Genomic DNA, 15,860 nt, shown 5'->3' on the forward strand with positions numbered 1-15,860 from the left:
TTCTTCTGGTACATCTTATTATGTTATTCGCCATGATTTTTTGCCCTAAAAAAATACGCTTAACTTGACCTAGAAAGAGCAAAAACACGTTTAAACCATTAAAGTACTAGGCCAAATCAGGCGTTCTATAAGTGAACCGTATTTTATCATATATAGTCCTTCTTTTACTACTCTGTAATTCTACCAAAGTTTTAGGGCAGGATACGCAGACCAAGTCCCTGATCGAGGTTTTGAAGGAACTTGAAACACGTTTCGGCTATCAATTCAATTATGCCTCTGAAACCGTTGATAACATGCAAGTTATACCACCTTCAAAAGAACTGAGCTTTGACGAGTCACTTCGTAATCTAAGGGAAAGTACTAAGCTGATTTTTTCTGTTCTTGACGATAAATTCGTTTCCGTCAAAAAAGCGGAATTACAACTCTGCGGATACTTAAAGGACAAGGATACACAAGAACCCATTGTGAATGCTACGGTTCAGGGAACTAAAAGTTCTACGATTACCGATGAGAACGGATATTTTGAGCTAAAACCAGATACCAAAAACGACCTCCTAAGCATTCGTCATATAGGCTATAAAACCTTGGATAGGAGCTATCAATTTTTCAAGGAAACTGCTTGTGGAACTATCTACTTAGTACCAGATGAGTTGCAATTGGCCGAGGTTGTGCTATCTGATTTTTTGATTCGGGGAATCCATAAGTTGAATGACGGTTCGTTCAAGATAGATTTTGATAGGTTCAGTATATTACCTGGGCTGATAGAGACCGATGTATTGCAATCCATTCAGGCCTTTCCAGGCATTCAAAGCATTAACGAAACGGTATCCGACATCAATATCAGGGGTGGTACCAACGATCAGAACCTGATTCTGTGGGATGGGATAAAAATGTATCAATCGGGACATTTTTTTGGCCTTATCTCCATGTACAATCCTCAGATAACGCAAAAAGTAGGCCTACGTAAAAATGGGACACCGGTTAGCTACACCGATGGTGTTTCTGGTACAATATCCATGGAAACTGATAAGGAGATTACTTCTAAGTTTCAGGGGAACGCTGCCCTTAATTTTTTGGACGCCAATGCCTTTGTCGATGTTCCGTTGGGTAAAAAATCCTCCGTACAGGTCGCCGCTAGAAAGGGCATCAGTAATTTTGTAGAATCGCCGACCTACACGGCCTATTTTGAGCGAATTTCTCAGGACACAGAGGTGGAATCCAATACGGCAGACGTAATCAATTCCGATTTTGAATCCGATTTTTACGACCATTCGCTAAGGTGGTTGTACAAGCTTTCCGAGAAGGACGATATTCAACTGAACTTCATCAATGCCAATAATGAATTGGTCTTCAACGAAAATGCGACCTTAAACGGCGTGGAGGAATCTCGAAGGAGCAGTGTCGCCCAAAACAGTATAGCGGGAGGATTGCAATACCATCGCTCATGGAATGACCGTTTAAGCACTAATTTACATATTTATGAAACTGATTATACCTTAAAGGCCATCAACGCCAATATTTTGGATAATCAACGATTTTTACAAAAAAATTCGGTCTCGGAAACAGGTGCAAAATTAGAAGGGTCGTACCAACTTTCTGAACAATGGCGAATAAAGGGAGGCTACCAATATGTAGAAACAAAAGTGACCAACTTGGATGATATCGATGATCCTCGTTTCATAAGGTTAGAGGGCGAAGTACTGCGAACACATGCCGGATTTTCGCAACTGGGTTATGTTTCGAATGACCGAATGACCACCTTCAATGTCGGAGTACGGTATAACTATCTGGACAAGTTCAAAAAACAACTATTGGAGCCACGTTTTAGTTTTAACCAACGGTTTTTAAATTGGTTCAATCTGGAAATCCTAGGGGAGTTCAAACATCAGAACACCTCACAGATCATTAATTTTCAGAACGACTTTTTGGGAATAGAAAAGCGCCGATGGCGCTTATCGAACGATGGAGATATTCCTGTGATCATAGGCAAGCAAATCTCAACCGGACTTAGCTATAGCGACAAAGGTTGGCTAGTAAATCTGGTCGGGTATTACAAAAACGTGAATGGAATAACCACTTCAAGCCAAGGTTTTCAGAACCAATACCAATTTGTTAAGGCCAGCGGTAGTTATGATGCTATGGGTGCGGATCTATTGATCAGAAAACAATTCAAAAATTTGAATACCTGGTTGAGCTATTCCCATCTTTCAAGCGATTATACGTTCGAGACTTTAGCTGACACTAACTTTTCGAATAATCTGGAAGTGGTACAAAGTGCCTCCTTTGGAGTGACCTATACAACACCACATTTCTTATTTTCCTCTGGTTTGAATTGGCGTTCCGGTAAACCCGTGACAAGACCTGTCGCAGGCAATGAAGTATTGGAAGATGGCACTATCAACTACGGACCCGTAAACGAAGAAAGGCTTGATGACTACATGCGTGTTGATTTATCTGCCATTTACCAGTTTAAACTGAAAGGAACCAGTAAGGTAAACCTTGGTGTATCGGTTTGGAATCTTTTGGACAAGGAAAACAACATTAATACTTTTTATAGGGTAAATACTCTAGGGGCGGCCGAGCAAGTTGAACAAAATTCGTTAGGGATAACTCCAAATGCAGTACTTCGAGTTTATTTTTAAATATCTCCAGCGAGATACGAAGGATATAAAATTTAGTGTAAAGGTTGATTTCGATAGTTCTATGAAACGAACGTTTTTTGGCACTACATTTATAAATAAACCTACTTCCATTAATTGAACTTAACTTATTTCATCTGACGTTTAACTTGGCTTTTTAAAATGTAAATAACACTTTGTAACCTTCACTAAAATAATAAGGCTATCAAAGTATTTTTTAATTACTTTTAGGGTCAATTGTGTTCTTTAAATATTAAACAATAGTCGAGTGAGTGATTAGGTGAGTATTTATGAAGACACAATTATAACTTTTTGAATATCAACGTAATAAATCATAAGTTGTGACCCTGTCGAGGTCACTTAAAACAAAAAATCCACCCCTATATGGGGTGGATTTTTTGTTTTAAATAATGTCAACAGCTGTCAACTTTTGTAAATGGATTGAAATTTAAATCACTCATTTATATAGAATATACATTAGCAAAGCCATTATTCTTCAATTATTAGTTTTGATTCATTCGGCTCAAAAATAGAAGAAGAAATTTCTTTTCTCTCAATAGATTTTGCTTCTTGAATTGCTTTGAATAGTGTCAGGTATTCTATTTCATTCCGTACACTTACTGATTCAGCTTCCTGAAAAAATTGATTCCAAAATCCATCTGTGTAGTTTTTATATAGCGCCGGGTTTATTTTATATTCCGGATTGAAATAATACTTTCCTTTAACGATTTTGTACGTTGCTTCCGGATTTTTGGTTTCATAATTGATAGTTATTGATTCACAGAGCTCTCCGAGTATTTCCTTTTTATCTTCTGTATTTCGCTTAAATTCTATTAGACTTTCTTTTTCAGTTCCAAATTTGGTTTTGATAATGGTGTTAGACTTTTCGAACTCGGTATAAGTATACCCCTGATCTAAGCGAACTATAATTTTCATCCATCCTTTTTGTCCGGTTGCATGATATTTCATCGCATATTTATCTTCCTTTATGTAAGCTGTGAAAGAGCTTCCAATTTCATTTTCTAAAAAGCTCTTTGGAATATTCGAATTTACTGGTTGATAGTCAATTTCGTACTTGATTTCTCCCTCGAAATATTCTTGACCATAAACATTTGATAGTAATAAGAAAAAGATTAAGGGTAGCAGTAATAGTTGATTTTTCATTTTTTGAAGTTGCTAACGGTTTGTTTTTGGTTATTAGCGGAAAATCAGTTAATCCATTCCACCTCTTCAAAAGTACTTAATTCAAGTGAATATCCTTCGAGCTAATTCCGAAGTATTTATATATCAAAGGATTAGACCCTAAAAATATACATTCTCAAATCGCCATTGTCGATTCAATAAAGCTTTAATTGCCTACTTCTAACCCATTAAACCGTATATCTCTTAATCAATACTATCAAGGGCCATCCTCATCCCTTCAGATACGGCCCAATTTCTATATTGACTTTACTTGAATTTAAGCGGAAGGGCGATTTCTTCTTCTTAATGTTTGATGCGAATAGAGTATTTCCCATAGTGTTTAATGACCCATCTGTAGATGTAACGCTTCAGCTTAGAAATAGGTTATCAATGATGACCTACAATTTTTTGTCATTCGCCACAAAATCAACACTTTATATAATAAGTTAACATAGTGTTCGTTATCGATAAACCCTATGTTTTAAAAGGCATACCAACCAAAACCAAATGAATAAAAAGCTACTACCCTTCTTGTTGGTGCTATTCGTTACCTCAATAGCAGCTCAAACTACTCCAATACTCGACCCTAATTTTGAACAACAGCTAATCGACTTAGGTATCGACACCAATGCCGTACCTGATAATAGTATCCTAGATGCGGATGCTGCTGCTATAGCAACCTTAACCATCGCACGTACTGACATTACGGATTTTACAGGGCTGGAAGCATTCGTCAATTTGGTTGATTTGGATTTGGGTAACAATAACTTTACAACAGCTCCCCTTTCTACATTGACCTTGCTCGAAAATTTTTCTTTTAACAATAACGACGCTCTAGCAAGTCTGGATATTACCCAAAACACCAGTCTTCGTAATGTAAATATTAGTTCTTCAGGAGTTGGTACGCCTCCGTTGAATACCTTGGATTTATCACAAAATACATTGCTTGAATCCGTAAGTATTGATGGGTATTCTGAACTATCAAACCTAAACTTGCCGACTTCAACTACTTTGCACACCTTTTTTATAGACCAACATAAATTACCAAGTATATTCAATCTTGGCACACTCACAGGACTCCAAAACCTTACGATTCGCAATAATCAACTTGCAGGTGCTTTTGAGGTCGACCTAACTGCAAACACCAACTTGCAGACCTTAGATTTGACCTTTAATAACATGAGTACTATCGATATTACTAATAATGCAGCACTGGCAGATCTGAACCTTGGTGACAATGTCTTGACTGCCTTAAATACAACCAATGCTACAGCATTGATAAGTTTAAACGCTCAAAACAACCAACTGACATCACTTGATCTGCCGATTACTACGACCTTGACTACGGTAAATGCCCAAAACAATCAATTAGCCAACTTAGATATTTCGAATAGTACCGAGTTGCATAACTTGATTTTAAATCGAAATGAGCTTACAGACGCATCCGTATTAAACCAGTTTCACGCCATGTGGTCTGACTCCCTTGCTGTACCATCAAAACAATTATCAACCGGAATTTTAGACGTAAGCGACAATCAGATATCAGGCAATCTGCCCAACTTATTTGATGTTATCTTGAAACCCAAGAATCCGGGCGATCCAAGTTCATTCAATGTTGATGTGATGATTCATAATAATGAATTGAAGTTCGAAGATTTCGAAAATTGGCATGAGAACTTTGTGAATTTAACAAATGCTTTAGCCGCCCCTGGCACTCCCATTGTGCGAACATATACCTATGCACCTCAAGCAAAGGTTGGACCGATCGAAACAATTAATCGTAACGCGGGAGAAAGTGTTACTATTGCTGTTGATACCATTGGTACATCATTGCACTATAAATGGTTTAAAGACGGTGTAGAATTGGTCAACGCACCTGACCATTCAGAACTGACTATTAATAATCTAAAAGATTGTGATTCAGGGGACTATCATGTTGAAATAACAAGTGAGTTTTTCGCGTTCGAAAATGCCAATCCTCCAGGCACGGGAAATAAAAACTTAGTTATTGAAAGGAATGACGTAACGCTAGCCATAAATACCACTAAAGAATGTGTTTCACTTCTTGCACCCCTAAACGGAAATACAAACATACCTGTAAATACAGGAATTGAATGGGGTCGAGCCATAGGAGCATGTGGTTATAAAATAAGTGTAGGAACAAGCTCAGGTGCCAGCGACATTGTAAATAGTCTTGACGTTGGTTTTACCCATGTATATAACTTTGCGAGCGACCTACCCGCAAATTCTGATATTCATGTTACCATAACACCTTACTTTGACGACGGGGATTTTACCTCCTGTACCGAAGAATCTTTTACCACTGGTACGACCTCTGTTGTTCCTTCTTGTACAACTTTAATAGAAAGCTTGGGAGGAGAAATTGAGATTCCAGTCGATACGAATCTGATGTGGGTAGAAGCCAATGGAGCCGATGGATATCGAATTACAGTTGGTACGACCTCTGGCGGTAATGATGTTGTCGACAATTTAGATGTTGGCAATGTAACAAGCTATGATTTTCCCATTGACTTTGCCTTGGCCACAACGGTATTCGCTACGATTGTACCGTACAATAGCATTGGTGACGCTGTAGGTTGTGTTGCCGAATCCTTTGTTATCGAAAATAACAACACCGCAATCACCCCTGCTTGTACTTCTATCTTTTTACCTAGTGATGGCGCTACCAATATTCCTATTACCACAGGTATACGTTGGAACTCCATTGCCAATGCCACGGGATATTTCCTATCCGTTGGCACAGCAACGGAAGGGACAGATATTGTTAGTTATTTGGATGTTGGAAATGTCTCATCTTACGATTTCCCATCAAACCTGCCTGAGGCATCCGACATTTATGTCTCGGTGATAGCATATAACGAACAAGGTACCAGCATCGATAATACTGACCTAATGAATATAGGACCTTGCGCTGAACAAATGTTTAGTACCGAGGTACTGACGACCTTACCATCATGTGCCACTTTGATAAGTCCAGCGAATAACGCAATCGATGTTTCCGTTGAAGCAGATTTGATATGGAATGCTCCAGCTGGTGCACAAGGTTACCGCCTTTCGGTAGGAACTAGTTCTGGTGGATTTGAAGTTGTAAATAACGAGGATGTTGGTAATGTCACCACCTATAGCTATTCAAATTATTGGCCAGATGACCGTCCTATTTATGTTAGGATTACGGCTTATAATTCCATGGGTGATGCCATAGGATGTATGGAAGAAAGTTTTACAACTGAGGCCTTACCTGAAGTTCCGTCTTGTACCACATTTATTAATCCTATTGACAATGCCACGAATGTACCAGTGAATATTGATTTGGAGTGGAACCCTGCTCCTACCGCCACAGGTTATAAACTTTCTGTAGGTACAACATCTGAGGGAACAAATATTTTAGATACGCTTGATGTAGGCAACGTAACCATATATGATTTACCAACAGATTTACCACAGGGGACAGTGATTTTTGCTAAGGTCGTTCCATACAACCCTACTGGAGAAGCTCCGATTTGCGAAAGAATTCGATTTACCACCGAAGGTCTCGCCTCTGTACCTCCATGTACAACTTTGACCAGTCCGGTACAATCTGCAACTGATGTTCCGTTAACAACAAATATAGAGTGGGCACAAGCTCCTACAGCAGCAGGATACCGTATTTCGATAGGAACGGTTTCTGGCACCTCGGATATTATTGATAATCTTGATGTGGGCAATACCACGGTATTTGACCCAGGTTCGGATTTACCCGAGAATAGTCCCATTTTCGTAACGATTACGCCTTATAACAGCTTAGGGGATGCCATAACGTGTACCGAAGAATTTTTCACCACCTTGGCCGTGAACCCCGATCTGGAATGTGCCAGTTTGTTCGCTCCCGCCCAAGGTGCCATTAATGTAGATGTTGCTACTGACCTCACTTGGAATGCATCTTTAAATGCAGATGGTTATCGTGTTTCAGTGGGAACAACTTCTGGTGGAACAGACATCCTGAATAATCAAGATCTGAGTATCCTAACCAGTTATGATTTGCCTGAAGACCTCCCTTTCAATTCAGAGATATTTGTAAATATTACGGCGTATAATGGAGAAGGTAGTTCTGCCGGTTGTACAGAATTCAGTTTTACTACTAATCAGGCGATTGCCCCGATTCCGGAATGTGCCACTTTGAACATTCCTGAGGATGGAGCCATAGAAGTGCCTCTAAATTCAGCAATAGGATGGAATGCGGTAGAACATGCCGAGGGTTATCTGGTATCTGTTGGAACATCACCAGGAGCTGGCGACATTTTAGATAGTTTTGATGCTGGAGACAACTTAGGCTTGGATTTGGCAGAAGAATTCAATTATGGTAGCACGATTTATGTTTCCATTACCCCGTACAATGCCCAGGGCAATGCTTCGGGATGCAGCGAACAAAGCTTTATCATAGCTGAGGAAGTGATTATTGATATCGATGAAACCAAATTCGGACTCTCGCTAAATGGTGATGGTGTCAACGAGGTTTGGCTAATTGATGGCATTGAAGATCATCCGGACAATACCGTATTCATTTATAATAGCTGGGGTAACCTCGTTTTCAAAATGGAAGGTTATGATAATAACGGAAACGTTTTTTGGGGAGAAGCCAATCAATTGACCGGAATTGGTGCCAACAAACTTCCTGCAGACACTTATTTTTTCCATATTCAAATTCCTGAAGGAGAAACCAGAATAGACAAACTAACCGGTTACCTAGTATTAAAGCGTTAATATGACCATACCAAAAAATACTCGTATTGTATTGAATACTTTGTTATTCGTATTCGCATGTACCCTCAGCTTTGCACAGCAAACCGCTGCATTTTCAGAGTACAATTACAATCCATTTATCATTAATTCGGCCTACGCTGGTATGTTACCTACCTCTGAGGTGACTACCTCCTATTCCGGTATTGCCAGAACGGTTGAGGGGAGTCCCACTAATTTTGCCTTGAGTTTTAACTCTCCTATGAGCGATGGAAATATGGGCTTTGGTGCAGGTTTTGTTCGTGATCAGATTGGGGTGACGACCAATTCGAATTTCTTTGCCGCCTATTCCTACAAGATTCGCTTTGATGTGCGACGGAAACACTATGATTGGCAAATTTTCGAACCAGGTGTACTTTCATTTGGTATTAACGCTGGTGTAAAACAGTTTCAAGAAAACTTATTGGACTTAGGCATAACAGACGACGCCACCTTTGCCCAAAATATCAATGCCAATATCCCTACTGTAGGTATGGGCGTTCTATACAATCATGAAAATTTCTATGCGGGCCTATCAATTCCCAATCTATTGGGAGATAAACTGGCATCACGTGATGATTTGCAATTGTCGCAGTTCTATTATGGCTATTTTGGTTACCGCATATTTATGGATGTTTTCAACCAAATCATGATAAAACCCAACCTGCTCCTCAAATATGAGAATGGTGCTCCCCTTCAAGCCGATTTGAATCTATCGGTTAGCTTTATGAACCAATTTGAGCTGGGTGGCGGATATCGTACTACCTCATCTGTGAATGCCTTTGCAGGTATTTATCTTATCAATCATTTTAGGTTATTGTACCAATACAATATGGCCATTGCCAATTCTCCTATTCGTAACGTACATGGCTTGGTATTGAGTTATCGCTTTGGTAGTGGGTACCGAGGGAGTTAAAAATCAGCTTTTCAATTTATCTTTCCAATATTCCTATTACCTTCATTAGGAATACCTTACTTCGTATTTACTATCTTAGTTCTTATAAGTGAGATATAGTTAATAACTATATCCATTTGTTATGTGCAATACCTAAATATGAAACAATCGTCTAATAATCCAAGTTCCAATAAATTGAATTCGGGAATTTCTGAGTCTGATATAGAATATGCTGTTTCGAAATCTGGCTATCCTTTACAAACTGTGATATCTGACAAGCTAAGAAATCAATTTATGATTAAGGAAGAATGGAGTTTTTTAGATTTGAAGACTAAAGAAATAAGAGCCATTGATATATTAGCTGAATTACTCCTTTGGGATTTTGAAAAAGGACAACCAAGAGTAAGGCCTCAGCTTAACTTATTAATTGAATGTAAACAATCAGAGTTACCTTATGTCTTTTTTCTATCCAATCAACAAACCAAAACTCAAGACTATCCTGTTATTGGTGGATTATTTAATAAAGGAGTTACATTAAGCACAGATGATACAGGCTCTACTTTTTCTTATTCACTAAAACAATTACTAGATATAGACAAACACGAATTTTTCAGTGCTGCTCCAACTTGTGTTACATTTTCAAAATGCGTTCGAAAAGGTAAAAATATTGTTTTGTCAGGTACAGATGGTTATCAAAACATTGTACTTCCCATCATTTCTTCATTACACGATTACAAGGAAACTGAAAAACCAAAAGAGACTGCACTATATTTTGATGCTCATATTACTTTTGGTATTGGAGTTTTAGATGCTCCTATGATTGGAATAACAGTAAATGAAAATGGGCACGACCAAGAGCTCATACCTTGGGTGAGAGTATTTAGGCACGAATCATTTGAGAATGAAGACTCAAGTGAACGAAAAAAACTCTATGCAATTGATTTAATTCATAAGGACTTTTTGGATACATTCATAAACCAACATCTTCTTCCATTTGCAGAGGATTTCTCAGAAAAGATAAAGAAACATCATATTGTTATTGCAACTGGAAAAGGATTCGCAAAAGGATTAGACGAAAACTCTTGGGAAAATGTGGAGCCAAGGCTTGAAAAGGGTAAGATTCCGAAATTTTTAATAGGAAAAAACCCTTTTAAAAACAATAAGTAAAGCACATAACAATCTATATAAAAAATAGCGCAAGTTGTTGCTAACACGATGGTTTGGACATTTTTGGAAAGTCGCCAAATTTTTAAATTTGACGATTTCCGATAAAAAAACAAATAGTAAAATTTAAAAATTCGGCTTGTGTTAATCAGAAAAGTAACAGCTTATTTTCAGCGCAACTTTTCATATACGGAGCCGTAGCCAAAAAAAAGACCAGAAAATAAATTCTGGCCTCTTTTTTTAATAAAGCATTGGTCGGTTATTTCGTTTTCTTGTTTTCTTCTCTGAAGTATTTAATATACCCTACAATTTCCTTTGTACGTCTTAGGTAGTCTTCAAAGATATCGGGTCTATAAACATTGGGCTTTCCATCAATGATGCTTGTAATGTTCGGGTCAAAAAAAGCGTAGGTATAAAAAGCAGCCGTAACTATTTCATCGGTCGGCACAAGCTTGTCATACGCATAAATGTAACGAAGAATGGTCTCCTTATTTTCTGGGTACATATGTATCATTTGCCAATAGGCCTTCTGTAAATCTAAGGTACTCAGACTCTCTTTGACATCAATAAAAGTATAAACATCTTTGTAAACAGCTGATCGATAAGCGCTATCACGTATTAATTTCTGAGCTTCCTCACTAAAAATCATTTTTTCATCGGTAACGACAACTCCGGGTTCCACCAAATTTTTAAGCCACACTTTCATTTTTTGTTCCTTATCGTACATTTTTAAAGCCTCAGCCTGACTTAAGGTTACCGTTCCTTCTTGTTGCTGAGCTGGTACCTGTAACACGAGTAGCATAGTGAATGCTACCACGTATGAGCAGTACTTACTTACCTTTAACATAATTACTTCTTTTTTGAGTTTGTAATTCTATTTTCACAGCGATTTCATCAAGTAACTTCTCAAGTTCGTCTACCTGCTTATCTAATTGTTGCTGTTGCTTTTTCAATTTTTTGGTAGACCTCATCCAGTCTCCATTTTGGAGTCCTACGACGGTATTCACCATTTTTGGTCCTTCTTTTGGTCGATTCTCCCATGAACGACCCACGGCCAATTGATAGTCTTGCGTACGCATATTTTCAGGGTGTACCGCTTTACCATAGCCCTTGATAACCGTATCTGCAACGATATAGTCTCCACTGCGAACGGGGCCAACAACCTTGGCCGGTACTTGGCCTATAAACGCGACAGTATTTCCCAAGTAAGCGTTTCGCTCCTGTGGAGCATTCCCCATTACGATGGGTTTGTGGGAAACCACCATCAGTTGCTCGGCACCTTCAAGGTTTTTACTTATTCTACCGGCTCTGACCGCAACAATATCACCTGCGGTAAGGTATTCGGTAATATCTTCACGTTCTAACCATTCGGCATAATCTCCGTTTCCAGAAGAATACTCCACTCCTATATGATTGTATTCATCTATCAAATTTGAAATCTCCACCACACCAGACACAAAAGCATCTAATTTGTCGATGCCTATAAAACTAGCCGTCACATTAAGAACATAGAGATTATCCAATAGGGTATTGTTTCTAAAATCAACCACAGATTGTGCCTTAATCGCACCGGTTTGTCGACCATCTTTATCTTCAAAGGTCATGTATTGATTTTCCTCGGTCAATGAATTTACCACGGAATTAGCCCGAAAAACAGGAAAGGCAATACTATCACCTGTAACAGAAGGAATAAAAGGTATTGCTGGAACCAATTCGGTATCAGCAGGAACAAAAGTGATCTCTGGTATATAAATTTCTGGTATTGAAAGGCTTGGCACATCGGCACAAACGCGCCAAGGTGGTACACACCAGCTACTACAACCGCCAAAAAAACAAATTCTAAAACAAGCTTGTGGCGTACAACCACTTAAACCTGGAAAGAAAGTAATGGGATCCAAAAGATTTACACGTGGTGATTGTATTTGTGCAGATGTTATAGGTAGATGCAAGACCTCTCTATTAAGGTTATCGATTAGCAAATTTGTCAAGCTTATCATTGACTCTGCAATTAATTCAGCAGGCACTACGTTCATTAAATCTTGTATTTCAAATGTTCCACCATCGAGCCAAGACCTTACCTGACCAGTAGGGCCATCCAACAAGGTGGTTACCGGGTTATCGAGGTTTAGATAATCACTACCATTCCATGCTCCGTGGGTTTTTCCTAATTTAATAACAAGTCCATCACCATCTTCACCGTTCAAGTTTTCCATGACGGCTATGAATTCATCTTGGTTACTTTGAATAGCCAAGGTATGGGTGCGGACACTGTCTAGAATGGCGCTACCATTTACTTGCAATGTATTATCTATTAGGACACTTTCATTTACGTTCAAATTTCCGCCAAGGTCGGTAGCACTCGTATTGGCTACGGTTAGTGCCTCATTCAGGTTGGTTGCACCATCAACTTGAAGCGTACCACTCAGTTCAGTGCGGCTTCCGTTTGCGACCAGAACATCGTTGTTCAGACTGGCGTCGCCATCCAGTTCGAGGGTCCCGGTAAATTTTGTTGCTGCTTCGTTGGCTACCTCAAGGGAATTGTTCAATAACAAGGTGCCATCCAATTCAAAATCATTTTGAAAATTAGTTGCGCCATCTACACTCATATCTCCCGTGGCCAATACATCTCTATGATAGGCATGTGGGGTAAACAATATGGGCTTTTCTTCAAAGTCTACCATACCTTCCCCTATGTCGATTTCAACCTTTAAATTCTTGGGTTCTCCATACCATAAAATCTCGGTGTATACCCCTGATAACGGATTTCCTTTTCCAATCATCAAATGGAACATACCTTCGGCATCGGTCATCGTTTCATGAACTTCTTGATACTCAATGGTTTCTGTTTCGTCAGATATGGTAAATTGGACAGTAATGTTAGCATTCTGAAGCACGTTATCGCTAAGATCTACACCCGGAATTTCAGATATCGCCGGGCCAATAACCACGGCCTGATAACTCATACCATCGGTCTGTGCTAAACCTAGTGTTACGCAAAAGAAAAAGGTGATTATCGATATAATTCTTACCATAGGTCTACTCTTCTTCGTTTAACACTGAAAGATTATCTGCTTTTTTACTCAGTTGACGAACCCTAGCCTCAATTGTATTGAATTTCGCTTCATATGTTCGTTGTTTTCGCTCCAATTTCATCATGATTTTTGCCCAATCACCATTGTGAACGCCAACAACCGTGTTGACCATTTTTGGACCTTCGATTGGTTTCTCTTCCCAAGATCTCCCTACCGCAAGCATATGGTCTTTCGAAGTCATGTTTTCAGGATGTACGGCTTTTCCATATCCTTTGATTTCAGAATTAGCAACGATATAATCGCCACTGCGCACAGCGCCCATTACCTTGACAGGAACTTGCCCCATAAAGGCTACATTATTCCCTTTATATTCTTCAACTTCTTCTGGCATATTTCCTAAAATAATTGGTTTATGGGATACGACCATTATCTGTTCTACCTCGGTTAAATCGCGTGTGATTTTTCCTCCTTTTACCGCTACAATATCACCTGCGGTAAGGTATTCACTGATATCAGAACGCTCCAACCATTCAGCATAATCGCCATGACCCGAAGCATATTCTACGCCAATATGATTGTGTAAATCGACCCAGTTTGAGATTTCGACCGTTCCTGAAGTGAAACCATCCAATAAATCGATACCTATAAAACCAGAAACTACATTTAGAAGATAAACGTTATCTAAAATCGTATTATCCCTAAAATTTTGTACCGATTGTGCCCGTATTGAACCTGTTACCCTCCCATCCATATCTTGGAAAGTAACGTATTCATTTTCTTCGGTCAACGAATTGGTAACCGAGGTGGCACTTAGGTTTGGAACTGAAAAATCGAAACCGTTTCCTATAGGTATCTTGGGTATTTCCGGTAATATGGTAAATTCTGGGTTGATATCGGTTTCAGGCACGGTTATTTCAGGAATAGTAATTCGCGGTATAGATCCTAAAGGACCCAAACCGACTCCAGGAAAAATGGTGGTTCTCGGGAATAAATTTGTTCTTGGTATGGTCAATGCAGGAAACTTTTTTGGTAAACCCAATCCATCGTTCATCGCCTCGAACAGCTCATTGGTTATCGCGACCATTGCCTCAGCAATCATTTCGGGACCCATTAAGCCAAGCATTTCCTCTGGTGAAAAGCCTTTTGTTCCGTCCAGCCAACCTCTAACGGTACTTGTTGGCCCATCTAAAACTGATAATGCGGGGTTTTCGGCATATAGATATGCACTTCCGTCCCATGCTCCGTGCGTTCTACCCAATTTTATTAATAAACCATCACCATCTGCTCCATTTAGATTTTCAAATGTAGCCACGTGGCCAGGCTGATCACTTTGCACGGTAATCATTTGGGTTGATATATCGTCGATGGTCGCTAAGTTGTTTACGGTAAGAGTACTATCCATTTGGGTAGCTCCCGCAACAGTTAAAGTACCGGTAAGTTCTGTAGCACTTTCATTAGCCACATTCAAATCATCGTTTAAGTCAGTGGTCCCAACTACATTCAATGTACCCGAAAGCTCAGTGGCGCTTCCGTTGGTAACAGCTAGTGCGTCGTTCATAGTGGTGGTACCATCAACGGTTAAACTACCCGTCAAGCGTGTTTCACTACCATTGGCGACGGTTAGTGTATTATTTAATAAGGTGTGGCCATCGACTTCTAAATCTCCGTTTAAATCTGTTCGTCCTTCTACCGTTAAATCACCCGTAGCTATAATATCCCTGTGATAGGCATGAGGAGTAAACATCAACTCTTGTCCTCCCATATCAATATAACCATCTCCTAAATCCACCTCAACTCCAAGTTGTTTTGGGTCACCGTCCCACACAATTTCGGTATAGATACCCACTTGTGGAGTACCCTTTCCGATAATCAGGTGAACCATTCCATAGGCATCTGTTGAAGCAAGATGTACTTCTTGATAGTCCATCACACCAGAATCATCCGTTATGGTAAAGCGCATGGGTACCTCAGAACGTGCCAAGATATCACCTGGAACATCACGTCCGGGAATCTCATGTACCGATGGCCCGATAATCACCGCTTGATAACTGATTCCATCGGTTTGGGCTGCAGCAAATGCAAAGCAGAAAAAGACCAGTAGCAACGCTATGGCCCTTCGATTGACTTTAAAGGTATTATGGTTGTTCATTTTAGTGGGTAGTTGGTGGTTAT

General features: G+C 39.4%; 8 protein-coding genes. 4 read left to right on the forward strand and 4 right to left on the reverse strand.

The features are described 5' to 3' along the window. The first annotated feature begins 131 nt into the window (after nt 1-131). On the forward strand, nt 132-2,642 hold the full coding sequence (locus FEE95_RS00145; protein WP_138655809.1) for a TonB-dependent receptor: 2,511 nt from the start codon (nt 132-134) through the stop codon (nt 2,640-2,642). A 486-nt stretch (nt 2,643-3,128) separates the two neighbouring features. Here FEE95_RS00145 and FEE95_RS00150 read toward each other — a convergent pair whose 3' ends face one another. After that, nucleotides 3,129-3,803 (reverse strand): hypothetical protein, encoded by a 675-nt coding sequence (locus FEE95_RS00150; protein ID WP_138655810.1) that lies wholly within the window; start codon nt 3,801-3,803, stop codon nt 3,129-3,131. Between the two features lie 525 nt (nt 3,804-4,328). Here FEE95_RS00150 and FEE95_RS00155 point away from each other — a divergent pair. The 3 genes from FEE95_RS00155 to FEE95_RS00165 all read left to right on the forward strand — a co-directional run bounded on the left by FEE95_RS00155 (nt 4,329) and on the right by FEE95_RS00165 (nt 10,659). Continuing rightward, a complete protein-coding gene (locus tag FEE95_RS00155) occupies nt 4,329-8,582 on the forward strand; it encodes a T9SS type B sorting domain-containing protein (RefSeq protein ID WP_138655811.1) in 4,254 nt (1,417 codons plus the stop codon). 1 nt (nt 8,583) lies between these two features. Continuing rightward, nucleotides 8,584-9,513, forward strand: coding sequence for a PorP/SprF family type IX secretion system membrane protein (locus tag FEE95_RS00160; RefSeq protein WP_138655812.1), 930 nt, complete (start codon nt 8,584-8,586; stop codon nt 9,511-9,513). Nucleotides 9,514-9,687: 174 nt separating this feature from the next. Then, nucleotides 9,688-10,659, forward strand: coding sequence for a hypothetical protein (locus FEE95_RS00165; protein ID WP_171036945.1), 972 nt, complete (start codon nt 9,688-9,690; stop codon nt 10,657-10,659). Between the two features lie 256 nt (nt 10,660-10,915). Here FEE95_RS00165 and FEE95_RS00170 read toward each other — a convergent pair whose 3' ends face one another. From FEE95_RS00170 to FEE95_RS00180, 3 genes are read right to left on the reverse strand one after another with little or no spacing between them, the layout of a single operon-like run. Further along, the gene (locus tag FEE95_RS00170) at nt 10,916-11,503 is read right to left on the reverse strand and encodes a hypothetical protein (RefSeq protein ID WP_138655814.1); all 588 of its coding nucleotides are present in this window, start codon (nt 11,501-11,503) and stop codon (nt 10,916-10,918) included. Then, nucleotides 11,487-13,688, reverse strand: a complete 2,202-nt coding sequence (locus FEE95_RS00175; RefSeq protein WP_138655815.1) for a hypothetical protein — start codon at nt 13,686-13,688, stop codon at nt 11,487-11,489. Before FEE95_RS00175 ends, FEE95_RS00170 begins: the two co-directional genes overlap by 17 nt. Before the next feature lie 4 nt (nt 13,689-13,692). Continuing rightward, nucleotides 13,693-15,837 (reverse strand): hypothetical protein, encoded by a 2,145-nt coding sequence (locus FEE95_RS00180; RefSeq protein ID WP_138655816.1) that lies wholly within the window; start codon nt 15,835-15,837, stop codon nt 13,693-13,695. Nucleotides 15,838-15,860 lie beyond the last annotated feature (23 nt).

Origin of the sequence: Maribacter algarum (ex Zhang et al. 2020) (genome assembly GCF_005885635.1) — a bacterium.
In the GTDB taxonomy this organism is placed as follows: domain Bacteria; phylum Bacteroidota; class Bacteroidia; order Flavobacteriales; family Flavobacteriaceae; genus Maribacter_C; species Maribacter_C algarum.